The organism is Polynucleobacter sp. MWH-UH35A, from assembly GCF_018687075.1.
Classification (GTDB): domain Bacteria; phylum Pseudomonadota; class Gammaproteobacteria; order Burkholderiales; family Burkholderiaceae; genus Polynucleobacter.
Genome location: NZ_CP061285.1, coordinates 107,652 through 134,105, shown reverse-complemented (window position 1 = coordinate 134,105; position 26,454 = coordinate 107,652). Strand labels below are relative to the sequence as shown.

General features: G+C 43.4%; 24 protein-coding genes and 1 tRNA gene. 10 read left to right on the top strand and 15 right to left on the bottom strand.

The window, feature by feature from the left end; genetic code table 11:
* Window position 1 precedes the first annotated feature (1 nt).
* The 5 genes from hemA (at window position 2) to rmuC (ending at window position 4,965) form a co-directional block, all read left to right on the top strand.
* Entirely contained in the window at window positions 2-1,318 is a 1,317-nt protein-coding gene (gene hemA, locus ICV36_RS00765) for a glutamyl-tRNA reductase (RefSeq protein ID WP_215400657.1), read from the top strand.
* The gene (prfA, locus tag ICV36_RS00760; protein WP_215400656.1) at window positions 1,319-2,398 is read left to right on the top strand and encodes a peptide chain release factor 1; all 1,080 of its coding nucleotides are present in this window, start codon (window positions 1,319-1,321) and stop codon (window positions 2,396-2,398) included. It begins immediately after the preceding gene.
* A gap of 4 nt (window positions 2,399-2,402) precedes the next feature.
* A complete protein-coding gene (gene prmC, locus ICV36_RS00755) occupies window positions 2,403-3,245 on the top strand; it encodes a peptide chain release factor N(5)-glutamine methyltransferase (protein ID WP_251375034.1) in 843 nt (280 codons plus the stop codon).
* 108 nt (window positions 3,246-3,353) lie between these two features.
* Entirely contained in the window at window positions 3,354-3,662 is a 309-nt protein-coding gene (grxD, locus tag ICV36_RS00750) for a Grx4 family monothiol glutaredoxin (RefSeq protein ID WP_215400654.1), read from the top strand.
* A 100-nt stretch (window positions 3,663-3,762) separates the two neighbouring features.
* Window positions 3,763-4,965 carry a DNA recombination protein RmuC gene (rmuC, locus tag ICV36_RS00745; protein WP_251375033.1) on the top strand — a complete coding sequence of 401 codons (1,203 nt, stop codon included), beginning with the start codon at window positions 3,763-3,765 and terminating at the stop codon, window positions 4,963-4,965.
* A 125-nt stretch (window positions 4,966-5,090) separates the two neighbouring features.
* Here the strand turns inward: rmuC and ICV36_RS00740 are convergent, their stop codons facing one another.
* Complete coding sequence (locus ICV36_RS00740) at window positions 5,091-5,675, bottom strand: phasin family protein (RefSeq protein ID WP_215400652.1); 585 nt, start codon at window positions 5,673-5,675, stop codon at window positions 5,091-5,093.
* 196 nt (window positions 5,676-5,871) lie between these two features.
* Between ICV36_RS00740 and ICV36_RS00735 the strand changes: the two genes are divergently transcribed.
* Window positions 5,872-7,194 (top strand): MFS transporter, encoded by a 1,323-nt coding sequence (locus ICV36_RS00735; RefSeq protein WP_215400651.1) that lies wholly within the window; start codon window positions 5,872-5,874, stop codon window positions 7,192-7,194.
* 43 nt (window positions 7,195-7,237) lie between these two features.
* Here the strand turns inward: ICV36_RS00735 and ICV36_RS00730 are convergent, their stop codons facing one another.
* The 9 genes from ICV36_RS00730 to petA form a co-directional block, all read right to left on the bottom strand.
* Entirely contained in the window at window positions 7,238-9,418 is a 2,181-nt protein-coding gene (locus tag ICV36_RS00730) for a tetratricopeptide repeat protein (protein ID WP_215400650.1), read from the bottom strand.
* Window positions 9,419-9,513: 95 nt separating this feature from the next.
* Entirely contained in the window at window positions 9,514-10,089 is a 576-nt protein-coding gene (locus ICV36_RS00725) for a glycosyltransferase (protein ID WP_215400649.1), read from the bottom strand.
* Window positions 10,090-10,210: 121 nt separating this feature from the next.
* A complete protein-coding gene (locus tag ICV36_RS00720) occupies window positions 10,211-12,082 on the bottom strand; it encodes a tetratricopeptide repeat protein (RefSeq protein WP_215400648.1) in 1,872 nt (623 codons plus the stop codon).
* Between the two features lie 80 nt (window positions 12,083-12,162).
* Window positions 12,163-12,238: transfer RNA gene (locus tag ICV36_RS00715), tRNA-Thr, on the bottom strand.
* A gap of 18 nt (window positions 12,239-12,256) precedes the next feature.
* Window positions 12,257-12,664, bottom strand: coding sequence for a ClpXP protease specificity-enhancing factor (locus tag ICV36_RS00710; RefSeq protein ID WP_215400647.1), 408 nt, complete (start codon window positions 12,662-12,664; stop codon window positions 12,257-12,259).
* 29 nt (window positions 12,665-12,693) lie between these two features.
* On the bottom strand, window positions 12,694-13,305 hold the full coding sequence (locus tag ICV36_RS00705) for a glutathione S-transferase N-terminal domain-containing protein (RefSeq protein ID WP_068320223.1): 612 nt from the start codon (window positions 13,303-13,305) through the stop codon (window positions 12,694-12,696).
* A gap of 99 nt (window positions 13,306-13,404) precedes the next feature.
* The gene (locus tag ICV36_RS00700) at window positions 13,405-14,178 is read right to left on the bottom strand and encodes a cytochrome c1 (protein WP_371743204.1); all 774 of its coding nucleotides are present in this window, start codon (window positions 14,176-14,178) and stop codon (window positions 13,405-13,407) included.
* Between the two features lie 31 nt (window positions 14,179-14,209).
* Window positions 14,210-15,610, bottom strand: coding sequence for a cytochrome bc complex cytochrome b subunit (locus tag ICV36_RS00695; protein WP_215400646.1), 1,401 nt, complete (start codon window positions 15,608-15,610; stop codon window positions 14,210-14,212).
* 10 nt (window positions 15,611-15,620) lie between these two features.
* Window positions 15,621-16,223: a ubiquinol-cytochrome c reductase iron-sulfur subunit gene (gene petA, locus ICV36_RS00690; RefSeq protein ID WP_215400645.1), complete on the bottom strand. Its 603-nt coding sequence runs from the start codon at window positions 16,221-16,223 to the stop codon at window positions 15,621-15,623.
* A 137-nt stretch (window positions 16,224-16,360) separates the two neighbouring features.
* On the opposite strand from petA, the gene mscL reads away from it, so the two are divergent.
* The 3 genes from mscL to ICV36_RS00675 are packed head-to-tail and all read left to right on the top strand — an operon-like array spanning window position 16,361 to window position 20,211.
* Window positions 16,361-16,783 (top strand): large conductance mechanosensitive channel protein MscL, encoded by a 423-nt coding sequence (mscL, locus tag ICV36_RS00685; protein WP_215400644.1) that lies wholly within the window; start codon window positions 16,361-16,363, stop codon window positions 16,781-16,783.
* Window position 16,784: 1 nt separating this feature from the next.
* A complete protein-coding gene (locus ICV36_RS00680; protein WP_215400643.1) occupies window positions 16,785-19,016 on the top strand; it encodes a glycosyltransferase family 41 protein in 2,232 nt (743 codons plus the stop codon).
* A 10-nt stretch (window positions 19,017-19,026) separates the two neighbouring features.
* Window positions 19,027-20,211, top strand: a complete 1,185-nt coding sequence (locus tag ICV36_RS00675) for a Do family serine endopeptidase (protein WP_215400642.1) — start codon at window positions 19,027-19,029, stop codon at window positions 20,209-20,211.
* A gap of 13 nt (window positions 20,212-20,224) precedes the next feature.
* Here ICV36_RS00675 and ICV36_RS00670 read toward each other — a convergent pair whose 3' ends face one another.
* The 5 genes from ICV36_RS00670 to ICV36_RS00650 form a co-directional block, all read right to left on the bottom strand.
* Window positions 20,225-20,959 (bottom strand): amino acid ABC transporter ATP-binding protein, encoded by a 735-nt coding sequence (locus ICV36_RS00670; RefSeq protein ID WP_215400641.1) that lies wholly within the window; start codon window positions 20,957-20,959, stop codon window positions 20,225-20,227.
* Window positions 20,960-20,986: 27 nt separating this feature from the next.
* Complete coding sequence (locus ICV36_RS00665; protein WP_215400640.1) at window positions 20,987-21,655, bottom strand: amino acid ABC transporter permease; 669 nt, start codon at window positions 21,653-21,655, stop codon at window positions 20,987-20,989.
* Window positions 21,655-22,443: an amino acid ABC transporter permease gene (locus ICV36_RS00660; RefSeq protein WP_215400639.1), complete on the bottom strand. Its 789-nt coding sequence runs from the start codon at window positions 22,441-22,443 to the stop codon at window positions 21,655-21,657. Before ICV36_RS00660 ends, ICV36_RS00665 begins: the two co-directional genes overlap by 1 nt.
* The gene (locus ICV36_RS00655; protein ID WP_251375031.1) at window positions 22,443-23,345 is read right to left on the bottom strand and encodes an amino acid ABC transporter substrate-binding protein; all 903 of its coding nucleotides are present in this window, start codon (window positions 23,343-23,345) and stop codon (window positions 22,443-22,445) included. Before ICV36_RS00655 ends, ICV36_RS00660 begins: the two co-directional genes overlap by 1 nt.
* A gap of 154 nt (window positions 23,346-23,499) precedes the next feature.
* Window positions 23,500-24,768 (bottom strand): porin, encoded by a 1,269-nt coding sequence (locus tag ICV36_RS00650; RefSeq protein WP_215400638.1) that lies wholly within the window; start codon window positions 24,766-24,768, stop codon window positions 23,500-23,502.
* A 208-nt stretch (window positions 24,769-24,976) separates the two neighbouring features.
* Here ICV36_RS00650 and ICV36_RS00645 point away from each other — a divergent pair, with 208 nt between their 5' ends.
* A complete protein-coding gene (locus tag ICV36_RS00645; RefSeq protein WP_215400637.1) occupies window positions 24,977-26,440 on the top strand; it encodes a tetratricopeptide repeat protein in 1,464 nt (487 codons plus the stop codon).
* Window positions 26,441-26,454 lie beyond the last annotated feature (14 nt).

Sequence of the window (26,454 nt, the reverse complement as noted above, 5' to 3'; positions counted from 1 at the left end):
TATGAAGTTGTTGACACTCGGCATCAATCATCACACAGCGCCGCTAGCCGTTCGGGAAAAGGTCGCCTTTGACCCTGAATTTCTTCAAGAAGCGTTACACGATCTTCGCCAACATTTAGTTGGTGCGAATCAGGCTGGGCTGCCCGAGGCCACAATTTTGTCCACATGCAATCGCACAGAGGTCTATTGCGCAGCCAATGACGCTAGCGCCGCAGGTCTTTTGCACGAAGCCACTTTTGATTGGCTAGCCAAAACTCAACAACTGGCCCCAAGTAGCCTTGAGCCCCACATTTATTCGCTGCCACAATCAGATGCCGTTCGACATGCATTCAGAGTTGCCTGTGGTCTAGATTCCATGGTGATTGGCGAAACTCAAATTTTGGGTCAAATGAAAGATGCGGTTCGCACAGCAAATGATGCTGGTGTTTTGGGAACCTATCTGAACCAACTGTTTCAGAAAACCTTTGCGGTTGCAAAAGAAGTTCGCGGCTCCACTGAAATTGGTGCCCACTCAATTTCAATGGCAGCAGCATCCGTTCGCCTCACTGAGCGAATCTTTGAAAAAATCTCAGATCAAAAGATTTTATTCATTGGTGCCGGCGAAATGATCACGCTTTGCGCTACGCATTTTGTTGCACGTAAACCAAAAAATGTAGCCATTGCTAATCGCACTATCGAGCGCGGCCAAGAATTAGCAGACTCTATTTCTGCGCAAGATGTCGAGGCTGAGTCCTTCAAACTCTCCGATCTGCCAGGACGCCTGCATGAGTTTGACATTATTGTCTCGAGTACCGCCTCGTCCTTACCCATCATAGGTCTTGGCATGGTAGAGAGCGCTCTAAAACAGCGTCGCCATAAGCCTATGGTGATGATTGATTTAGCCGTACCGCGGGACTTTGAGCCAGAGATTTCTAGGTTAGACGACATCTACCTCTATACCGTTGATGATTTAGGGGTGATGATTCAGACAGGTGCTAACTTGCGTCAAGCAGCAGTAAGTCAAGCTGAAGCCATCATTGAAGATCGCGTTGGTAACTTCATGCATTGGATGCAAGGTCGCAATGCAGTGCCGTTGATTCAGGATATTCAGCAACAAGGAGAGCGTTTGCGTCAATTGGAACTAGAGCGCGCAATGAAGCGTTTAATGCGCGGAGAAGATCCACAAGAAGTTCTAAATGCAATGGCTCAAGGCCTTACTAATAAATTCTTACATGGCTCACTCCATGCGCTGCAACACTCTAATGGCGCCGAGCGTGACGCTTTAATTAAGTTGCTGCCTAAACTATTTGCCTCACACTCCAAGCCAGAAGATCATTAGATGAAGCCCAGCATGCGGGCTAAGCTAGACCATCTAGACACGCGCTTAGCCGAACTTAACTCTTTATTAACTTCTGAAGAAGCAACCAAAGATATGGATGCTTATCGGAAGCTCACGCGCGAACATTCTGATATTGCTACGGTTGTTGAGCAATTTGGTCTTTATAAGCAGGCTGAAGCAGACGCACAGGCAGCAGAAGAAATGCGCAAAGATCCCGAGATGAAGGACTTTGCCGATGAAGAGCAAAAACAGGCGATAGCCACAATGGAGGCGCTTGAAAGTACACTACAGAAGCTCTTACTCCCTAAAGATGAGAACGATGAGCGGAATGTCTTCTTAGAAATTCGTGCAGGAACGGGTGGCGATGAAAGTGCCCTATTTGCAGGCGACCTACTACGCATGTACACCCGATTTGCCGAACGCCAGGGCTGGAAAGTGGAAGTAGTTAGTGCAGCTGAATCGGATTTGGGCGGATATAAAGAAGTGGTACTGCGCCTTGTCGGTCAGTCCGTTTACTCAAGACTCAAGTTTGAATCCGGTGGTCACCGCGTTCAACGAGTTCCGCAAACTGAAACCCAAGGCCGCATTCATACGTCTGCCTGTACGGTAGCCGTGATGCCAGAGGCAGATGAACTTGAAGCAGTCAAAATTAATCCTGCAGAATTGCGCATAGATACTTTCCGAGCCTCAGGCGCTGGTGGTCAGCATATTAATAAAACCGACTCTGCGGTACGTATTACCCATCTGCCAACAGGAACAGTGGTGGAGTGCCAGGATGATCGCAGCCAGCATCGCAATCGCGAGCAAGCCATGAAAGTACTGGTTTCTCGCATCATGGATGCTCGTGAGCGTGAGAAACATCAACTCGAAGCGCAAACTCGCAAGTCACTCATTGGCTCTGGTGATCGCAGCGATCGCATTCGTACTTATAACTTCCCACAAGGTCGCATCACCGATCACCGCATTAACCTGACTCTTTATAAGATTGATGCCATGATGGATGGCGATATCGATGATCTGTGTAACGCCCTTGCGTCTGAACACCAGGCAGAGTTGCTTGCCGCACTGGGCGACAACTAAATCCGTGAATATAGAATTGAGTTTGCATGCGCTATTGAACGCATCAGCACTTCCGCCTGTAGAGGCAAAGATTCTGATGGCTTACATTCTTGAAAAGCATTACCAACTTCCACGATCCGCCCTACTTTCGCGCGATGATTTGGAATTGAGTAGCATAGCTCTTGATGAGTGGAAAGCCCTTGAATCCAAAAGACTTCGAGGCGAACCGGTTGCCTACCTGATTGGTAAAAGAGGTTTTCACAATATTGAGCTTTATGTTGCACCTGGTGTTCTCATTCCGCGCCCAGAAACAGAATTGCTGGTTGAAATCGCCTTACGTGAAATAACCCGCCTTAATGTTCCTGCAAGAATTTTAGATTTGGGCACAGGCTCTGGAGCGATTGCATTAGCTATTGCCCATGATGCACCTCAAGCTCTAGTTACTGCTACCGATCAATCTCATGAAGCGCTAGCCATTGCTAAAACGAATGCCAAGCAATTAGGTCTTGTTGAACGAGTACAGTTTTTACAAGGAAGCTGGTACGAGGCTATTGAGCTAAGCGCCTCTTTTGACATCATCCTCAGTAATCCGCCTTATATTGCCTCCCATGATTCACATTTAAGTCAGGGTGACCTACGTTTTGAACCTGTTTCAGCCCTCACAGACCATGGTAATGGGCTTGCTTGCTTGGAGGTGATTATCTTGGGTGCCAAATCACACCTCAAGCCCAATGGCTTGCTGGCCATTGAACATGGATTTGACCAATCCGAAGCAGTAGTGGCGCTCATGAAGTCAGAAGGTCTTCGCGACATTCAGACCCATTTGGATTTAGGCGGTCATTATCGTGTCGCCTCAGGTAGAAAATAGGCTTAAATAACCTTTTTCCACATTAAGTCTTAAAATCAAATGGACCTTATTTTCAAACCGTCTTTGCAATAAGACTGATGCTGTAGAAACTTAGTAGAAAGAATATTTATGGACACACAAGCTCAAATTAAAGAAATCGTTACTAGCCACCCAGTGGTTTTGTTTATGAAGGGAACTGCGCAGTTTCCACAATGCGGCTTTTCTGGAAATGCAGTCAATATCTTGCGTGCTAGCGGCGTTGAAAACCTTCATACTGTAAATGTCCTAGAAGATGCTGGCATTCGCCAAGGCATTAAAGAGTTTGCCAATTGGCCAACCATTCCACAGCTTTACATCAATGGTGAATTTATTGGAGGCTCTGACATCATGACTGAAATGTATCAGTCAGGCGAACTGCAAAAACTCGTTAAAGCCTAATCACCGTTTTCATTGAGACTTTGAATCTGTGACTTTTGATTTAGGCTCACTTCTGCTTTTTGGCCTGCCATTAGGACTATGTGCAGGCCTTTTAGTTTACGTGCTTAACTTACGCTCTAGCCTTGCTCGCGTTGAGCTCCAAGCGCAGACAGAACTTGCCACAGCACTCAGCCTGCGTAGTGAGCGCGATCAAGCACTGCAAAATGCGATTCGCCTTGAAGCAGAATTAGACTCTGAACGCAAACAAGGTCTAGGTAGGATTGAGTCGCTCAATGAAGCAAAAGAAGCTCTAACAAATCAGTTTAAAAATCTAGCCAATGAAATTTTGGAAGATAAGTCTAAGCGCTTTACAGAACAAAACGCTGCTAGCTTAGATGCTTTACTCAAGCCACTACAAACCAAGCTCACTGAATTTAAAGAACAGGTAAGTAGCTCTTACGGCAATGAGGCTCGTGAGCGTCATGCCCTCAAAAGCGAAATTGAGCGTTTAGCCAATCTTAATCTACGCATGTCCGATGAGACGCGCTCGCTAACCCAAGCATTAAAAGGCGACTCTAAGGTTCAAGGCAATTGGGGTGAGTTGGTGCTGGAATCTATATTGGAATCCTCCGGCCTGCGTAAGGGTGAGGAATATCTTGTTCAAGATAGCCACACACAAACCGATGGCTCACGCCTGCAACCAGACGTCGTTATTAAACTACCCGAAGGTAGAAGCCTGGTGGTAGATAGCAAGGTATCGATAACCGCTTATGCACGGCACGCTGAAACTACCGACCCTGTGGTTGCTGAACAAGAACTGGCTGCGCATATTCAGTCACTGCGCCAACATATTCAGGGCCTTTCTGGAAAAAACTATAGCTCTTTATATGGTGTGGGATCAGTCGATTTTGTACTCATGTTTGTGCCTATCGAGCCGGCATTCTTGCTAGCTTTAAAGACTGCGCCAAATTTGTATCAAGAAGCTCTAGCAAAAAATATTGTATTGGTATGCCCAAGCACCCTGATGGCAACTCTAAGAACGGTAGCTCATCTATGGAGACAAGATCATCAAAATCGCAATGCCCTTGAGATCGCAAAACAATGTGGCAATCTCTACGATAAATTTGTTGGATTTGTGGATGATTTAGAGAAGTTGGGGCAGCGTTTAGATCAAGCGCAAACCAGCTACCACGATGCATTCAATAAGCTAAAGACCGGCAAAGGCAATCTCATCCGCTCTGCAGAAAAAGTACGCGAATTAGGCGTCAAGCCCAGTAAAAACCTGGCTTCACCTTTAATTGAATCTTCTTCTGACTTCGAATAGATTCAGCAAAACGCTATAGAAAAATTTAAATTTATAGTCAAATAAAACCCCGCCTAGTTTGCACCAAGCGGGGTTTCTTTTTAAATCTTGCTACCAAATCAAACTAATTCTTAATATATCTTCAATTAAGCAGATTTACGGCTACGCGATGCAGGTGTAGCAGCTTTCTTAGCTTGAGTGAATTGACCCTGTACAGTCTCAATTGCTTGTTCAGCAGTTTTTTCTGCAGTAGCAAAAGCTTCTTTGCTTGCAGCGCGGAACTGTTCAAAACCTTGCAATGCGCTACCGTATACAGTCTTGAATGAAGACAAGAAAGCATCAGAACCAGCTGGTGCATTAGCTGCAACTGTATTGATCCAATCCCGGAAACCGTCTTGCAACTGATCGACGCTAGCATCCACTACATTTGCAAATTCTTTATTACCATCACGCAATACTTTGCTTACTTTCTTTTGGTAAGCAACAGCTTGATTACCGGCAGCCTGCAAAGTTTCAGCGTTTAGCAACTCAGTCACTTGCTTTGGATCTTTTGCTGTCAAAACTTGTTGGATGCCATCTTGCGCATTTACCAATACATCTTTGGAGGCTGCGTAGTTCAGCTCTGCTAATTTTTGAGCATTTTCCAAAGCTGCTTCGCTCAAAGAAAAAGATGCTTCAAGGCCTTTGCTGTTAATTTGGGACAATTTAGCGGTGATTTGTTCTTGGTTCATGTATTTCTCCAGAAATTAAGTGGTACAACTAGTCAATTAAGCGCACGATTTAAGTGATGGAAAATCTGAAATACCTTAAATATTGCACTGCACCATAAAACTGTAACTGAAGGTATATGGCAAATCAAGAAATATTTGCTGCTTTGCAACAAAATTAGCCTATAAACGCAATAAAACCAATATAATCAATAACTTAATGGAAAATCAGAAATCGCATTCCTATCTAAAAGTAGCTATTGCAGCTTGTTTTGGCACCTTTTTGGAATGGTATGACTTCCTGACATTTGCGACTTTGGCAGTTGTCTTTGCCCCCCTTTTCTTTCCCTCCACAGACCCCAATACAGCCCTTTTGGCGAGTCTCGCGACTTTTGGTGTTGGAATGGTAGTAAGACCCATCGGAGCAGCTCTATTTGGCTCTATGGGCGATCGTATTGGCCGAAAGCCGGTCTTTATGATCACCATTGCATTGATGGGGCTTGCGACCATTAGCGTAGGCTTTTTGCCTACCTACGACCAGGCTGGAATTTGGGCGCCCATCCTATTGGTTGGCTTGCGACTGCTCCAGGGCCTATCCGCCGGCGGTGAAATTGGTGGAAGCGCAGTCTATCTCACAGAGCATGCTGGCAATGAATACCGTGGATTTAAAACAAGCTTCTTACAACTCATGGGGCCGCTTGGAATCCTCTTTTCAACCCTACAAATTGCTCTCCTGAGAAATTACTTATCAGCGGAAGATTTTCAGTCTTGGGGTTGGCGAGTGCCATTCTGGATCTCCATCGTATTGCTACTCATTGCGTTTAAGGTGCGAATGGCTTTAGAAGAAACGCCCGTGTTTTTAGAGCTCATTGAAAACGGACAAAAGACTGAATCTCAGTTGCTTAATAACTTCAAAGACCCAGAGATTCGGAAAAGAATGTTTTTGCTTTTCTTCTGCGTTTCCTCAAGTGGCGCAATCCTATTCTTTTGCGTACAGGTGTATACCGCCATCTTTTTAAAAACCTCCATACATATTTCAGCGGGGCTTGTTGATCAGCTCAGTATCTACGCTACGCTTGCACTATTACCATTAACTATTTTTTCTGGCTGGCTCTCCGATAAGCTTGGGAGAAAGCCAGTTGTAATCAGTGGTTTGATATTAGGTGCGCTATTGATTCTTCCGACCTTTTATTTATTAGAAGCGCTCGCGACAGGTGCAAATGAAGGCAATATCACTTCAGTAATTGCGATCACAGCAACACTAATAGGACTATCTGGAATTTTGGCATTAGTGGTGGGTCCACAAACAGCGCTGCTGGCAGAACTATTCCCGGCCAAATCTAGAAATAGTGCAGCAACTCTTCCGCATAATTTGGCCGCAGGATGGATTGGCGGTCTTCTACCTTTTATTGTTACCTGGATAAATCAGCAATGGGAAAATAGCGTCGCTGGACTTTGGTACCCAACCATTCTCCTAGTGTGCGCAGCAATCATAGCTTGGCAATACCTGCCCGAAACGAAAAGCACAAACTTGACGAACTAGTAAATGCTGCAACAATCTAGTCAATTGCTGGCATAAAAATATTTTAAATGTACATATGGTCTGGATCTAAATTCAATTGATAACATTCCATCATCCTCGAATAAGCTCTCTCAATATTTTTGGCAAATAGCGGTGTATCAAAGAGTGAACAACTCGAGAGGTTGGCAGCTAACTTAGATTTAATAGACTTAAGTTTTTGAGGATCTTTGGCCAATGTGATAGCCATGGACTCATATTCCTCTTGACTGGTGGCAACAAGCTCTGGCAACTCAACGGCACTAAGTAGGCTGGCAGCCACTCGGCTTGGAAAAGATGCCCCGCACAAAGTAAGGACCGGTAACCCACACCATAGTGCGTCACTGGCAGTGGTGTGAGCATTGTAGGGAAATGTATCTAAAAATAAATCTGCCTGACTATGACGCGCCAAATGGTTCTGAGGGGGCATTTTTTTTGCGAAAACCAATCTCCCTGAATCAATTCCAAGATTTTCTGCGGACTTTCTTAGGTTATCTACAGCAAAAATATTGTCCTCATAAAGCCATAAGACACTCCCATCAACCGCACCCAAGATCCTCATCCACCCCTTAAAAGTTTCAGGCAATATTTTGTAATTGTTATTAAAGCAACAAAAAACAAATCCCACCTCTGGCAAACCCAGATCGCTCTTGGTAAATCTATTATCAGAAATCAAGCGCTTTCTGTCGTTAACTTGATAACTATGGGGCAAATACACCACCTTTTCAGAGTAATGTTGTTGAGCCTTAGATGGAATCAAGGTTTTATCAGCAATAATGTAATCAATATATTCAGCGCCCATGCTGCCTGGATACCCTAAATAATTCACTTGAACTGGCGCTGCACGATAAGAAAAAATTCCTGTTCTGGAGCCCTGTGTTATTCCCGTTAAATCAACTGCAATATCTATCGCAAAATCTCGAGCCAGCTGGGCAATCTCAATATCTGACATTTTTTCTGTATCAATAAAATGATCAAATGCCTTAAAAAGGCGCCCCCTCATTTCATCGTTAGCGCGCTCTAATGAAAAAGCATATATATCAAAACTATCCCTATCATGAAGTTCAATCAGCTCAGCAATAAGAAAAGCTATGGGATGAATCTTAAAATCAGCCGAGAAATATCCTATTCGAATTTTTCGATTTTTTGAGCGCTTAGGAATTGGGCCCAAAGCAGTATTAAGTGGATATTTAGACTGGATATAAAGTTTGGAAGATTTTTTGTGAATTAATGGATTATCAAATAAAGATAGAAGTGGAAATGGATTTGAAATCATCTTGTCTTTTTCGGCCATATTCTCAATGGCCTTAAGAGACTCCTCGAAACCTAACCAACTACAAATTTTCATTTTGGTATGAAGTAAATTTCCAAATATCTTATCTAGATTGGGATTTAAACTGAGGGCCTTTTCAAAGCAAGCGACTGCCTCGTCATGTCGCCTTAGTTCATTTAATGTATTTCCCTTATTGGAATAAGTCTCAGCACACTCAGGATTTAATTTCAATGCCCTATCAACGAAAGTGATTGCTTCATCGTAACGTTTAAGTTCATTTAATATATTTCCCTTATTGGAATAAGCCTCAGCACACTCAGGATTTAATTTCAATGCCCTATCAACGAAAGTGATTGCTTCATCGTAACGTTTAAGCTTTTTTAGGGTTTCGCTTTTATTGATTAAGGAATCTAAAAAAGATTGGTTAATGCGCAAAGCATTATCAAAACAATTCAAAGCTTCTGGATAGCGCCCTAAATCATATAGCGCTTTTCCGTAATTATTATGGGCTTGAAAATATTCTGGGTTTAATTTGACGGCATTTTTAAAAAATATTAGTGCTTCTGCATGTCGATTTAAATCACAAAGAACATTTCCAGTGTTATATAAAACTTCAGGGGCATAAGGACTAAGATTTAGCGCTTTTGTAAAGGCAATTAAAGCCTCATCATTTTTGCCAAGCAGATTTAGAGAGGACCCCCAATTTGAAAGAACCGAATATTGAGCAGGGCTCAATTTATGCGCTTCCGAATACCACTTAATTGCCTCGTGATGATTAGATTGACTTGCGTAAACTATTGCCAAAAGATGTGTGGCATCAAAGTTGCTTGGAGTCATGCATAAAAAATTCTTAAGCATTTCCTCCGCTCTAATCCAGTTTCCCATCTGCAAAGCTTGGAATGCTTGCTCAATTATAGATTGATGATCATGACTCATTAGAAAACTTTATCTGCATAGAATTTATCAAACCGATTAAAGGTCAAGATGGCAAAAATTTTAATTAGCATAGCAATATTTATATGCTTACCATCCTACGAAGTCCATTTCTCCATATATTTTCCGTACGCATTGGTCCACGATTCGGATGCATAGCTACCCCCACTCTCATGGACTAAAGATAGCGGTATCGTACCCATACTCACCCCAAGAAACTCCGCCTGACGACAAAAATCCATATCATAGAAGTGAAAATCAAATCGCTCATCAAAGCGAAGGTTTGACTTTTTTAGGGTGTCACTAAAAGCCGCTAGAAAGAGCCCATCCAACAATTTAACTTGTCGAAATGGTGGTCCGAACACAGCCAAATTTTCCGGGGGAAATTGTCTTCCATGGCCAACAATGCCGCTTAAATTTTGTGGGGCATCCCATTCAAAATCCAAATTTTTAAAAGCCCAAGCCGGCTGAAAAGGTGCCCTACTAACATTCCCAGCACATCCCACGACCCCAAAGTGTTGCAAGCCATTGAAAACAGTATGCATCCAATAAAAATCAGTTATGAGCAAGTCATCATGAGCAAAAACGAGAATGCATGATTCGCTAACAAAGCGCTCAATTGCCGAGTTATAAATTGCAGATAAACTCGCTTTATTTTCTGGGTATACATGCACCACTAAATCGGAGGATTTATATAGGGCTAAAGATTTCCCTGTAGCTGTCTTTAAATAAAAATCTTCTAAGCTAACTCTTGTAGCTACGATAAAATGAACTTTTATAGCATCACCTATTTTGTTATGGGTTGATGATTATGTGATCTGGGAGCATGCCATTCAAAAACTTCTCATGCGCCTGGCTTAATCCATTTTCTAAGTTTGCAGCAAATGTCTTGATATCAAAAAGAGGTGTGCACAAACGGTTAGCGGCTAACTTTTCCTTAACGTTGGCACACCTTGATGGATTTAGACCAAGCATAATCGCTAAATCTTCATAAGCTTTCTGCGAATCACAAATCATCTCAGGCAGTCCAACAGACTTCAAAAGGCTACCGCCCATTCTTGCTGAAAATGTATTTCCGAGGAAAGTAAGCGCTGGCAGACCAGCCCAAAGAGCGTCACTAGCTGTTGTACCAGCATTGTAGGGGGATGTATCCAAAAATAAATCAGCTATACGATAACGAGATAGATATTCCGCACGGGGCAATCGCTCAGCAAAAAAGATTCGAGAAGACTCTATTCCACGAGAATTAAATTCAGCCAATAAATTCCTTTTAACCGTATCGCTCTCGGCATGAAGAAGCATTACGCCCTTATCTACACTCTTCAGAATTTTTGACCAACTATCCAAAATTGAAGGGGTAAATTTGTAATTATTGTTAAAGCAACAGTAAACGAATGACGCCTCAGAAATACCAAACTCTTCTCTTGTAAATACGCGACTTGAAATCTCACGTTTAGGATCGTTTGCCTGGTAGCTTGGTAGGTATATGATCTTTTCTGAATAGGCATTTCTATATTCATTGGGGATAATGACCTCATCGGCAATGATGTAGTCATAATATGGAGCAGCCATGGTACCCAGGTAACCTAGATAGCCCATCTGAATTGGAGCTGTGCGGTAAGCAAAAATGCTTGGTCGTGCGTTTTGGGTGATTCCCGCTAAATCAATAGCAATATCAATTTGCATTTCTCTTGCTAACTTTGCAACCTCTAAATCGCTTTTAGAGGAAATATCTATAAATTGATCAAAACTAGCTTTGAGGCGCTCGCGCATTTCATCAGAAGCATCAGATCCCATTGAAAACGCTATTAACTCAAATTTATTCTTATCATGTGCCTCAATCAAGCCAGCAATCAAAAATGAGACGGCATGATTTCTGAAATCAGGAGAGAAGTATCCAAGGCGAATTTTTTTATTTTGTTTGGTCTTATCAAATTCCCATAAATCCGTTTTGTCAGGGTAATGTAAAGCCATATAGCTTTGGGTGACTTCTTTAATAACCTGAGGCGAGTTACATATAGATAGAATATGAAAAGGATAAAACAAATCCTTACGAGCAATATCGCCACGCTGAATTTTTTCTAGATGCCCCTGAATGCCGCCCCAATCACACAACTGCATCTTGCAGCTTATATAAGCAGCCACATTTTCGCCGCCCAATTGCATTGCTTTTTCATGAGCATTTAAAGATAAATCAAGTAAATTTAATTTATTAAGAGCATTGCCCGCATTGCTATAAGCATCTGCATAATTTGGTTGCAAAGCAATTGCCTGATCATAACTCTTTACTGCGTCTTCATATCTCTTGAGATCTTGGTAAAGATTACCTTTGTTGTTATAGGCCTCTGCATAATTTGGTTGCAGAGCAATAGTCCGGTCATAGCTTTTTAATGCTGCATCGAATTGATTGAGATCCTTCAGAACGTTGCCGCGATTACTGTGGGCCAACCAATTGTTTGGATCGACTTTGATTGCCTTATCCAGCGCTTTTAGCGCCTCTTGCAAATCTTTTTTAAATGCAAAAGTAACGCCTAGCAGCCGTAATGCCTCTGAATTTTTTGGGGCCACAGTCAGCGACTGCTTTAATAATTTCTCCGCGCTAGCCAAGTCCCCTTTTTGGAGATGTCCAACAGCCAGGGTCATCAAATTATTAATTAGCGCATGCATTTGAAAATTCTAATTTATTACCCAAATAACCGATGCTAATAAAAAAGCTTCTAAGTGTTTACCTAGAAGCTTTTGGAATTTGGTGCCCCTTGTCCGACTCGAACAGACCACCTACTGATTACAAATCAGTTGCTCTACCAGATGAGCTAAAGGGGCAACGGTTAATATTTTATCCTATTTCACAATCTTCAAGGATGGTCGATTAGTTTTAGGCTTTTCAGGGGCTTGATCAGATGAATCTGCAATGTGAAGATCTCGTGCTTGGGCTGGATCAAATGGGAAAGACATGCCCTGACCATTCTCCCTAGCGTAGATTGCCAGAACATGGCTAACTGGGACCATAATCTTCCTGGGAATTCCGCCAAATCTAGCCTGGAAGCTGATCCAATCGTTTTCTATTGCTAGCTGGTGACAAGCCTCCAGCGAAAGATTGAGAACAATTTCGTCGTTCTTCACAAACTCCATAGGAACCTCTACCCTGGCATCCACAAAGACCGCTATGAAGGGCGTAAAACCAAAATCCGTGCACCACTGATGTAGAGCACGGATTAGGTAGGGTTTATTGCTTGGGGTGTCAGACATGCCGACCAATCATGAGCCGCTGGGACTGCTTAGCGACGCATTACCTTCTCTGAAGGAGTCAATGCTTCAATATAGGCAGGTCTGCTGAAAATACGCTCAGCATATTTGAGGAGCGCAGCAGCATTGCGAGAAAGATCAATGCCATAGTGTTCAAGACGCCACAACAATGGCGCAATGGCTACGTCAAGCATAGAAAACTCATCGCCCAGCATGTATTTGTTTTTAACAAAAATAGGCGCCAGCTGAGTCAAACGATCACGAATTGCTAAACGCGCTTTTTCGTGAACCTTCTCAGCAGCCTTGCCTTTTTCATTTTCCAAAGCGGCTACATGTACAAACAACTCTTTCTCAAAATTGAAGAGGAAGAGGCGTGCGCGAGCACGAGCCACAGGATCAGGCGGCATCAATTGTGGGTGAGGAAAACGCTCATCAATATATTCATTGATGATATTTGACTCATACAAAATTAAGTCGCGTTCAACCAAAATAGGCACTTGGCCATATGGGTTCATTACTGAGATATCTTCAGGCTTGTTAAACAAGTCGACATCGCGGATTTCAAAATCCATGCCTTTTTCGAAAAGCACCAAACGGCAGCGTTGCGAGAATGGGCAGTTAGTACCCGAGTACAACACCATCATAAATTTATTTCCTTAAATTTCTACTTCAATACAACAAACGCACAACAGCGTTAAATCTTTTCACTAATGGGCCCTAGCGTCAGGACCCATCAAACTCAATTAGTGAACATCTTTCCAATAAGCTTTGTTCAAACGCCAAGCCAAGATGGTAAAGATTGCCAAGAACAAGAGCACTATTACGCCGAGACGCTTGCGCTCTAACTGAACTGGCTCAGCCATCCATGACATGAAAGCAACCAAGTCGGCAATATTATCGTCATACTCTTGTGAAGTCATGGTGCCTGGAGTTAACTGCTCAAACCCTACAAATACCTTTTCCATTCTGCTTGGGTCATGAGGATCTTTATGTTCCTCAAACTTCGCAGCACGCTCTCCTTGCAACTGCCAGAGCACATGTGGCATACCAACACTTGGATACACCAAGTTATTCCAGCCGGTCTGAGTTGTATCGTCTTTATAGAATGTGCGGAAGTAGGTGTAGAGCCAATCCGTTCCACGAGCACGAGCCTCAACCGATAAATCAGGTGGGTTCTTACCAAAGAAAGCTTTACCTTCTTTTGGTGTCATGGCAATGGTCATCAAATCACCTACTTTGGCATCAGTCAAAATAAGGTTGTCTTTGATTTGTTGATCGGTCAAGCCGATATCGCGCAAACGGTTGTAACGCATGCTAGATGCTGCATGGCAATTCAAGCAATAGTTTACAAATAACTTTGCACCATTTTGTAATGAGGCATTGTTGCTTACGCGATTAGGGGCTTGATCCAATGGAAAGCCACCTTCATTTGCATTGGCGCTGACACCAAAGCCCAGGGCTGCAACCAATAATGTTGCTTGGCAGACGCCCATCAAATTTTGCAGAATTCGTTTCATACTAGTTCCTAGTTTCTCTGTGGTATCTGAATTAATGGGACTTAAAAGTAACGCGTGTTGGAACAGGCTTAAATTTACCAAGCGTGCTCCAGAACGGCATTGCCAAGAAGAAGCCCAGATAATAAATAGTGCATACCTGAGAAATCTTTTCAAATACTGGTGATGGTGGCTGGATACCCAAATAACCCAAAATCACAAAACTCACCACAAATACACCATAAATATATTTATGGAATTGTGGGCGATAGCGGATAGATTTCACTGGGGAATGATCTAGCCAAGGCAAGAAGAACATGATCACAACAGAACCGCCCATGATCACAACACCCCAGAACTTCGCATCAAATAAGTAGAAGCCAGCCGCTAACACTAAAGCAATCGCTGCGCATGCGCCTTTTACCTTCTTGTCATTCGATTTCAAGGCAAACATTCCAAGAATGACTGCCAAGAAGATCCACAAAGGCAACAAGAAGTTAGTAGTAGTTGCACGCAACATTGAGTAGAACGGTGTGAAATACCAAACCGGCGCAATGTGCGGAGGCGTTTGCAATGGGTTTGCAGGAATGAAGTTATTTGCCTCGAGGAAGTAACCGCCCATCTCTGGCGCAAAGAACACGATGCAAGCAAAAACCATCAAGAAAACACCCAGGCCAAACACATCATGGACGGTGTAGTAAGGATGGAAAGGAATGCCATCTAATGGAATGCCTTTTTCATCAACTGTCTCTTTGATTTCAACGCCATCAGGATTGTTTGAGCCAACTTCATGCAAAGCGATGATGTGAGCAGCAACCAAACCAATCAATACCAATGGAATCGCAATCACGTGGAATGCAAAGAAGCGGTTGAGAGTTGCATCACCCACAACATAGTCGCCACGCAACCATAAAGACAAGTCTGGACCAATGAATGGAATTGCGGAGAACAAGTTCACAATAACTTGAGCACCCCAGTAAGACATCTGACCCCATGGGAGCAAATAGCCGAAGAATGCTTCGCCCATTAAACACAAGAAAATTGCGCAGCCGAAGATCCAAATGAGTTCACGTGGCTTGCGATAAGAACCGTAAATCAAACCACGGAACATGTGCAAATAAACCACCACGAAGAACATGGAAGCGCCAGTGGAGTGCAGATAACGAATCATCCAGCCCCATGGAACCTCACGCATGATGTACTCAACTGATTCAAAAGCTTTGGCAGCATCAGGCTTGTAGTTCATTACCAAGAAAATTCCAGTAATGATTTGCAAAGCCAAGACAACAATCGCTAAAGAACCAAAAAAGTACCAAAAATTAAGGTTCTTAGGAGCGTAATACTCAGTTAAATGCGCCTTAATCGAGGATGTCAGAGGAAAGCGGGAATCAACCCAAGCCAAGACCTTCTGTGCAACTGGAGCGTCTGCTGGGACTTCTTTTTCGTGGAATGCCATTTATCTCTCCTTAGGCCTTCTTATCGTCGCCGATCAGAATCTTGGTATCGCTCAAATACATATGTGGCGGCACTTCAAGGTTATCTGGGGCTGGTTTATTCTTAAATACGCGGCCTGCCATATCGAATGTAGAACCATGACATGGGCAAAGGAAACCACCTGGCCAAGTATTTGGCAAAGAGGGCTGAGCACCTGCTTCAAATTTTGGAGTTGGAGAGCATCCTAAATGCGTGCAGATGCCAACCACTACGAGGTACTCAGGCTTGATGGAGCGCCATTGATTCTGCGCATACGGAGGCGTGAATTGCGCTGGATCACGTAAAGAATCTGGATCAGCTAATTCGCTATCAATCTTGGATAACTCAGCAACCTGCTCAGGAGTACGACGCACCACCCAAACTGGCTTACCGCGCCACTCAACCATTCTCATCTCATCTGGCTGCATACCAGCGATATCGATTTCAACAGCGGCTCCAGCGGCTTTTGCACGCTCAGAAGGCTCAAAACTGTCTACAAAAGGGTAAAGGGCTGCAGCGGCGCCTACGCCACCAACCGCCGATGTGGCGATCAACCAGTTACGGCGATCCTTGTCCATACAGGGCTTGTCACTCATTTACAAAATTCCTAGAAAGGGTATTTATGGGTGGAAATTGCTTAAAGGTAGGATTTTAAAGTAAAAAGTGGGGTAAGCAAGAAAGTTATGGGGTTAATCTCGGGTTAATCTGGATCTAAGTCAAAAGGAAGGCATTTATGAGTGTTTTAAAGGAATTTCGGGACTTTGCCGTAAAGGGCAATGTGATCGATTTGGCGGTGGGCGTCATTATTGGCGGCGCTTTTGGGAAAATCGTGGATTCCCTGGTAAATGACATCGTAATGCCGGTTATTTCGACCCTTTTAGGGGGTCATATCGACTTTACGAACCTTTTTGTCGTCTTGGGCTATATTCCAGAGGGTGTTCCCAGAACCTTTGATGCCCTCAAAAAGGCAGGAGTACCCATTTTTGCCTATGGAAACTTCATCACTATCTCCATCAATTTCATTCTCTTAGCCTTTGTTATTTTTCAAATGGTCAAAGTGGTCAATAAGGTTCGTCTGATGGACGCCCCTCCTCCACCCCCAGCTCCGGAGGATGTCTTGTTACTCCGCGAAATTCGTGACAGCCTAAAAAAATAATTTGTCTAAGCAATCGCACCAAGATACACGAAAGCAGTCTCAACGCATTTTTCAGAATGGTTTGAGATTGCTCCAACAAGGAAAGCCCGAGGAAGCAGATACTCTTTTCTTGCATGCACATCAACTTGATGAAAACAATATTGATGTTCTGAATCTTTTAGGCATCCGGTCATATCAAAAGCAAGATTACAAAAATGCTTTGCGGTTTTTAAACCGAGCGAATGAAGTTGCACCCAACTCTCCACAAACTCTGAGTAATTTGGGCCTGACTTACAACGCACTATTTGAATTTTCAGAAGCATTGCATTGTTTTGACCTTGCAATTAAATGCAACCCTCATATTCCTGAGGCGCACAATAATCGTGGCAATGCACTAAAGGGTTTAGCAAGAAATACAGAGGCCATTAATGCCTATCAACAAGCCCTTTCATTACGCCCTGACTATGCTGAAGCATTAAGCAATCAAGGCGTCATTTTTCTGGAGGATGGCAGCCCTCAAAAAGCGATTCCTCTTTTTGAAAAAGCCCTAGCAGCCAATCCCAATCTAGCGGTAGCCTATAACAATCTAGGCAATGCTCTGACTCAGCTAGATCTTTATCAAGATGCATATGAGTGCTTTGAGCGCGCCCTACAAATCAACAATAACTACCTAGAGGCATGTTTAAATTTTGGTAATAGCCTCAAAAAAGCCAAGCAATTCAGCGCAGCCATCGATTGCTACCAACATGCGCTCAAGATCAATCCCAGTCATGCTCAAACTTACTATTTATTAGGTGAAATCTATTACGACACTGGGGATGCTGAGCTAGCAAAAACCTATTTAGCCAAATCACTAGATCTAAATCCAAAAAATAGTGAAGCGCAATTTGCATTAGTTATTTCTCAAATTCCTAAGGTCTATAAAGAAAAAGAAGAATTGCAAAATTCGAGGAATGCATTTGCAAGTCAGCTAAAAATATTGAAAAGCATAGCTCCAGAAAAAGGAGCGGCTGGGAAATTAGAAAAGATCATTGGCAGGCATCCGTTTTACTTAGCCTACCAAGATGAAAACAACGTTTCCCTACTGAGTCAATATGGAAAAATATGTATCGAACATGCAAAGAGCATTCAAAATAGCGTTGCTAACACCACAGCAATAGCGGAATCCTCTCAAATAATCAAAGTTGGCATCGTAAGCAAGTATTTTTGCAGGCATCCAGTATGGGATGCCATCACCAAGGGATGGGTAACCCACCTAGATCCAGATCAATTTGAGGTGCAACTCTTCAATACCAACGGTACGGAAGATATCGAAACGGAACTGGCAAAATCAAAATCTGCGCACTACGTCAATTGCGGCACCTCTACCCAAAGCGCGGGACACCTTATCGCAAAACAGAGGCTAGATGTATTGCTCTATCCAGAAATCGGAATGGATGCAACTACCAAAGCACTTGCCTGCCTACGCTTGGCCCCAATCCAGATGGCGAGCTGGGGACATCCTGAGTCCACTGGACTGCCCACAATAGATTTCTATTTATCAGCCAAACTGCTCGAGCCCGAAAACGCACAAAATCTTTATAGCGAATTACTGGTTCATTTGCCAAACTTAGGCACCCATATTCAACCAGAGGAAGTGGCGGCTATAGCACCAGATCTTGCCAGCCTTGGACTTAACCCCTCTTTACCAATACTTTTGTGTGCAGGTTCGCCATCGAAATACAACCCAAACCATGATGCTGTATTTGTAGAGATTGCTAAGAGACTGGGTCAGTGTCAATTTGTCCTCTTTAACTTTGATGAAAGCCTCACATCCATCTTAAAAGAGCGTCTTGAGGCGGCTTTTGCTCGTGAGCAACTCAATGCTAATCAGTTTATTTTCATCATTCCCTTCCTAAAAAAAGAGGAGTTTTATGGGCTTATGCAAAAAGCCGATCTATATTTAGACACTATAGGGTTTTCGGGCTTTAATACAGCAATGCAAGCTTTAGTATGCGATCTACCCGTTATCACAATAGAAGGTGCCAGAATGCGTGGTCGGCTTGCTAGCGCAATCCTCAATCACATTGGACTTCAAGAACTCGTTTGCCACTCTGACATTGCCTATATTGATTTGGTAGTAGAGTTAATTCAAAATGAACGCCTACTGAACTCTTTTAAAGAAAAGATTGAGAGATCCAAGGCTGCATTATTTAATGATCTGGAACCCATCAGAGCATTAGAAAAATTCCTAATTAATCAAACGCGCAAATAAAAAGATCTCGATGCATTCATCTCTACAAAAATATTGGCTCTTATTTGCGCAGACGGTTACCGTGATGTTGGCAGCCCTATTTATTGTTGCCACCCTAAAGCCGGAATGGCTTTCAGAGTCCAGAGTAGGTTCTTTGGTAGATACAGTTTCACTCAGAGAAAGCAACTACGATGGACAGCTAAGTCCTGGCTCATATCACGAAGCTGTGAAACGCTCAATGCCGGCGGTCGTTAATATATTTACTAGCAAAGCAAAACCAAAGCCCCGAAAAGGTGGGGGCTCCAATTCTGCAGATCCATTATTTAAGTTCTTCTTTGGAGATCAACCCCCAGAGGAAGAGCCTAGTTCAAGTTTGGGATCAGGGGTCTTAGTGAGCCCCGAAGGCTACATCCTCACCAACCATCATGTGATTAGTGACGCGGATGATATTGATGTTGCATTATCTGATGGTCGAAAAGTCAAAGCGCAAGTGATCGGCAGCGATCCTGAGACTGATATCGCTGTCTTAAAAATTGAAGCAAAGAAACTGCCTACCCCAATCACACTAGGCAAAGTTGAGTCTGTGCACGTAGGAGATGTGGTTCTTGCAATTGGCAATCCATTTGGTGTCGGACAGACTGTAACTTCTGGCATTGTTTCTGCCTTGGGTCGTGATCATGTAGGCATTAATACCTTTGAAAATTTTATTCAAACCGATGCCGCGATTAATCCAGGAAATTCAGGCGGAGCACTCATTGATACTCGCGGGAATCTTATTGGCATCAACACCGCCATTTACTCAAACAATGGCGGATCAATGGGGATTGGATTTGCCATACCCATCAACCTTGCAAAACAAGTCATGGAGTCTATTTTGTCCAATGGTAGCGTTACCAGAGGGTGGATTGGAGTTGAGCCTCAAAATCTCTCCAAAGAGCTCTCAGAGTCCCTAGGGCTGCCAGTTAATACTGAAGGCGTTCTTTTATCTGGCGTGCTCGAAGGTGGTCCCGCAGCACGTGGCGGGGTCAAGCCAGGGGATGTTTTGATCGCCGTTAATGGCAACCCAACCAAAGATGTGCGTGGCTTACTAAATCAAATTGCCCAAATTAGTCCCGGCAATCAAGCTAAGTTAACAGTCTTGCGCAAAGGCAAAGAGATAGAACTCATCGCCCAGACTGGCAAGCGGCCAAGACCCAAGCAACAATCCAACCAATAGATTGGCTTATGGGCTAATTCGCTAGAATTTTTGATAGGAATTCTTTTGCTCTTGGTGAACGGGCTTCAGGTTTGTCAAAAAATTCTGCTTTGCCACAGTCCTCAATGATGCGGCCTTGATCCATGAAAATCACACGATGACTTACTTTTCTGGCAAAGCCCATCTCATGGGTAACGCAACACATTGTCATCCCATCATTTGCCAGTTTGACCATAACATCCAATACCTCACCAACCATCTCTGGATCTAAAGCAGATGTCGGCTCATCAAATAACATCACCACTGGATCCATACTTAATGCTCTGGCAATAGCGACACGCTGTTGCTGACCGCCTGATAGTTGCCCCGGAAATTTGTCCTTTTCAGTCAGCAACCCAACACGTTCTAAATACTGAAGACCGTGTGCTTTTGCCTCATCCACGCTACGCCCTAACACCTTCATTTGTGCAAGTGTGAGGTTCTCCGTAACATTTAAGTGCGGGAAGAGCTCAAAATGCTGAAATACCATCCCCACTCTCGCACGTAGCTGCGGTAGGTTTGTTTTGGGATCGTGCAAACACACCCCATCCACTGTAACTTCACCCTGCTGAAAGGGCTCTAAAGCATTAATAGTTTTTATTAGCGTGGATTTTCCAGAGCCAGATGGTCCACAAACCACTACGACTTCGCCTTTCTGTATTGAAGCGCTACAGTCATTCAGAACCCGAAAGGATCCATACCATTTAGAAACATTGCGAAGTTCAATCATCTAGGTTTTTCAATTCACAATAAATAGTTAATGAATAATCGCAACTTTTTCATGAATTTTGCGCACCTCTTTAGATAGAGAGAAACAAATTATGAAGTACGTAAATGCCGCCAAGATATAGGTCTCTATGGGGCGTCCAAAATTTTTCCCTGCAATCTCAAAGCCTTTGAGTAAGTCATATGCGCCGATTGCATAAACCAATGAAGTATCCTGAAACAAAACAATCGTTTGCGTCATAAAGACTGGAATCATATTTCTAAAGGCCTGCGGCAAAACAATAAAACGCATGTTTTGACTATAGGTCATTCCTAAGGCTTCTGCGGCAAATACTTGACCTCTTGGTACCGACTGAATTCCTGCGCGCACAATCTCAGCAAAGAAGGCGGCCTCAAAAGCAATAAAAGTAATGGTTGCTGAAAGGTTCGCCCCTATAGGGCGCCCAATCAACATCGGAATTAGCAAGAAGAACCACAAAATTACCATCACTAAGGGAATAGAACGCATAGTGTTGATATAAAAAGTAGCTGGATATGCCAAGGAAGATCTGCCAGAAAGACGCATCAGAGCCAAGAATGTTCCAAAGACAATCCCACCGATAGTAGCTACTACCGTTAACTGCAGACTAAAGAGCAAGCCCTTCAAAATATAATTGGTGAAAAGCTCCCAGTTATAAAAACTAAGATCCAAAGTAAGCATTAGTGCACCGCCGCATTGTTGGATGCAACATTAAACCCTAGGATGCGAATTCTTTTTTCGATCATTGTCATCGCACGATTCACTGCAAACGCTGAAAAGGCATACAGCAATGTCACCGCCAAATAAATCTCAACCCCATGTGAAGTTTCCTCCTGAGCCTGCATTGCAAATAATGTAAGTTCAGGAACTGAAACTGCAAAAGCAACGGAGGAGTTCTTGATCAGATTCATACTCTCTGAAGTTAGCGGTGGCATCACAATGCGCAAAGCCATCGGTAAGATGACATAGCGATAACTTTGATATGTAGTCAACCCCAGTGCAGTTGCTGCCATTTTCTGCCCACTGGGCAATGCCTGAATCCCTGCCCTCACCTGCTCAGCAATACGTGCAGAGGTAAAAAATCCCAAAGCGATGCTCACCAACCAGTACGAGGGAAGCGCTTTCAAAGGCAGAACAAATGCAGGAATAACGTGATACCAAAGAAAGACCTGAACCAGAATCGGAATGTTTCTAAACAACTCAACCCAGGCAGTAGAAAAACGCACAAGCCAGCGATTTAGAGCGCGCTCTTCTGGCAATGTCCGCAAGGTTCCCATCACCGCACCCAGAATCAGTGCAATTGTTAGACTTAAGCCCGCAACAGCCAGGGTCCAGCCCCATGCTTTCATCAACCAATCCAAATAACTTGGATCGGCGTTTTGACTCAAGCCAAATACAGCCGAAAAACAATGCTCAACCACCTCACCATCTAGAGTGCTTTTACAAAAAACTCCAAGATCAAGTGCCATTATTTCTTTTGATAATCTTCCGCAGGCTTATCGTTTAGGTTAGCCCAAGCATTTTTGGTGGCCGGAGATAACTCAAGACCGACAACAATATTTTTTGGCGGAATAGGCGACAAAAACCACTTATTCCAAAGTTTTGGCATATTGCCGTTCTTCACAATCTTGGCAATCGCCTCATTCACAGCAGCCTTGAATTCTGGATCGTCTTTACGAACCATAATCGCAATAGGTTCAGTACTCAAAACCTCTCCAACAATCTTATAGTCTTTTGGATTCTTAGAGTTCGCAATATTGCCGGCCAAAATAGAGCCGTCCATGACAAAGGCATCTGCCCGGCCAGACTCTAGTAATAGGAAACTATCAGCGTGATCTTTACCAAATACCTCATCAAAATTAACGCCATTCGCTTTTTCATGTTTACGCAATAACTGCACTGAAGTGGTACCAGTGGTAGTTGCCACTTTCTTGCCTGCCAGTTGACTAATAGAGTTAATACCAGAATTTGCTTTCACCGCAATCCGGACCTGTTCAACGTAAAGGGTGTTGGCAAATGCCACGTCTTTTGAGCGCGCAAGATTATTGGTGGTTGTCCCGCACTCAATATCCACAGTACCGTTTTGCACTAAAGACACGCGATTTTGCGAGGTAACAGGTTGGTAATTAATACGAAGTGTGTCAAGCTTCAATCGATCTTTAATATCACCCAAAATCATGCGGCAAATTTCAACGTGATAACCATCAAAGCGGCTATCGCCCGTTGTATAGGACATGGGAATAGAGGACTCACGCACCCCCATCGTTACGGTAGATGAGGATTTAATCTTGTCCAATGTCGGTGAGCCTGCAACAACAAGTTGGGAAAGACACACACCAATAACAAACGTAGGAAAGTTTTTGAAATTCATCTAGAAGTCTCCAATCATGGTCATACAACCAATCATATAGGTGGGCTTGATACATTCTACGATCAATTGAACCTAAAAGAAAAAACCCACTGTGTTTCCACAGTGGGTTAATTTAATACTAAACTAATTCAAGCTAGCTTACGCTAGCGTTAAATTAGAAAGTGTGACGTACGCCAACTGCATAGTTGCTTGCGCCTGAGCTAGTTGTAACACCAGCAGCAGCGCCGTTAGAGTTAAGCTGCTGACCATAGATAGCATACAAGTTTGTACGCTTGCTGAGGTAGTAGTTAGAACCCAACTGCCATGCATTCATGTTAATTGTAGGCTGATTTACACCGTATGCAGTGTAACGACCCAAGCTACCAGAAGCCCAAGCTTCGATTGTTGGGGTGATGTAGCTACGTACACCAATCTGTTCTGCAGAACGCTTAACATAGTAGTTAGAGCTGGCAGTTGAAGTTGCTTTACGGCTAATGTATTGAGCATATGCCTTCAAGATGCCGAAGTCATATGTTGTACCAGCCAAGAATTGGTTATCTTGAACATCAACAGCAATTGCAGATGCCACACTATTGATGCCTGCTGTAGGAGTTGCAACACCAGGAGCAGGTTGAGCACTTCCCCAAACTCCAAAAGCTGTAGGAGCGTTAGCAGTGCTGTAGTTGCTTGCAGAGGTCAATTGCTTCAACGCTTGGTATGCTGCAGTTACATAAAACTTGTTGTATGTGAAGTCAGCACCTAAGCCCCAGCCAGTTGCATTAGTGTTTCCACCAGAAGTGATTTGACCATTAGTTGAACCAACTTGCGATGAAACATTCTTTTGGTTCAATGTATACATCAAGTTACCAGAAAAACCTGCAAACTTTTCAGTTTGGAATGTCAATGTATTTGATGTACGGTTTGTTTGTGAGAAGCTTGTTAAGCCAGCATTATCAGTTGTGCCAACAGCAGGAGCGCCAGCGTAAACCAAATCGCCGATCATGTTGTTTTGACCGTTAGGGTTTGTAGCTGTACCAGCATTAAATACTGGCGTGTATTGAGTACCAACAGCTGTTTGACCAAGGCCATTTTTCTTCAAACCAACAAAAGATTGGCGATTTTTTAAACCGCCATTGGTGTTACCAGAAACGGTAGAGTCTGTTGGATAGAGTTCGAACTCAAGTGTAAAGAAAGCAGAAGTGCCTGCACCTAAGTCTTCAGTACCTTTGAAACCCAAACGTGAAGTAGATTCTGCTGAGTCACCAAATTTGTTGATTGTTGACTTGAGTTGTCCACCGTTTGCAGCAATACTTGATGAACTCAAACGGTTATTACCACCGATGTAACCAACGTCCAAGATACCGTAAACGGTTACGCTGGACTGAGCTTGAGCAGCAGATGCAAATGCACCGATAGCTGCAACTGCTAATAGCGATTTTTTCATTCTTTAAATCTCCAAAAATTAAAAGTAATGCCCAAATAAAACTGGGACCTGTGAATTTTGCTTCTTTTGCCTCACCAGACTGAGGGTCAGGGTATTTAGGAGCTCTTTTTGCTTGTCAAAAGGTAGTTTTTTGGCTTTCTTCGTTGTATCTCGGCAACAAGACCTTTGTTTTCTGTCTTTTATGACTCCTAGATGCCAAAATTGTCATATGGCAAGCCGCGAATTCTTAAAAATCCTGAGTTCAGCCCGATTGGGTGACGTTTCTGCGCAACAAAAGCTGGCTTCTGCGTACCTTACGGGCGCTTTTAAAACACCCATTCAGCCAGCCAATGCCCTGATCTGGCTCGAAAAATCATATTTTTCCATTACAAATCAATTACTTGAGAACCAAAGCTCAACCAGCGCTGAAATTTTTGATTTGTTAAGCCAGGTTGCCGATATTCCACTGGCCGAAACCTTCAATTCACCTGCTTTTGAGTTTGGTTGGAGTTCTTTTTGGAAGCTAGCCGAATCTGCCGATGGCTCTACAACCAACCTTGCTGCCAAATGGCAACTTATTAACTTACTAATTAACCCCGTAAATCAAGATATTCAAAACCAACTGGTTGATTGGCTTAAAAAGAAACCGTCATCTTCATTGCCGGAAAAAATCGCTTCCTTGGATTTTTCAAGCATTCAAAAGATCGCTAAGCAATATTTGCATGAGCTTGCAGAAAGCGATTCTTCTTTTACCAGTAACGCAAAAGAATTGCTGATCAAGCTACAACCTAAAAATGAAGCCCTATCCTCATTGTGGAAAGTTTGGCTTGATGAGCAAAATGAAGATGCTCTTACTCAAGCTGCAGAGCTTGGTTTAACGATTGCAAAACTCACTTTGGGCTTGCGACTTGCACAACTCGATGAGCGAGTTGAGGTAGCCGAAACAAAATCTAATGCCTCGCTTAAAAAGGCAGCGCACTGGTTAGAGCTTGCCGCCAAAGATGGTGATCGAGATGCTTGGTACGCTCTTGGTGAAATTTATCGTCGCCCACAATTTTCTGGATACAACGCTGCAGAGAGTGATCGTTGTATTGATCGTGCCGCCGATCTTGGTCATGCACAAGCGCAACTACGTAAAGGCGCCAATCTTTGGCGCAAGCGCGAAAAAAGCGAAGAAAAGGTGCGTGGATTACAAGCCTCCTACTGGGTATGGCAAGCACACCAGCAAGGCGTCCCAGAAGCAAAAGAATTATTAAGCAAGATTTTAGAAAGTTGCCCCAATCCCAAATCGAATGAATGGTTTGAATTGGCTGGGTATGCTGAAGAGGCACTTAATCACCATGCCGAACATAAACTAGACGAAGATTGGCTCTTGCTTTGTCACCGCATCATCATTGCTAATCAATTTAACTTCAGTAAAGCAGAATTATTGTTGTGCGAAGTGGGACAACTCCAGCATGAGCATTGTGTAGTGGTTGATATACGATGGGAGCTACCAAAGATTTTGCCGCGGTTGATTCAGATTGAGACGATTCAACAGCGTCGCGCTCTTTTGGCGGCAGGTAAGGCCTTTGCCGGCTCCGAAATAGATCTAGAAGGCAATTTACGCCAAAGACGCTATCGCTTTGATCGGGTCACCAATTGGTTAACGAGTACTTTTTCTAAGAATCAAGTAAACGTAGAGATCGATTAATCGACCGCCGACTG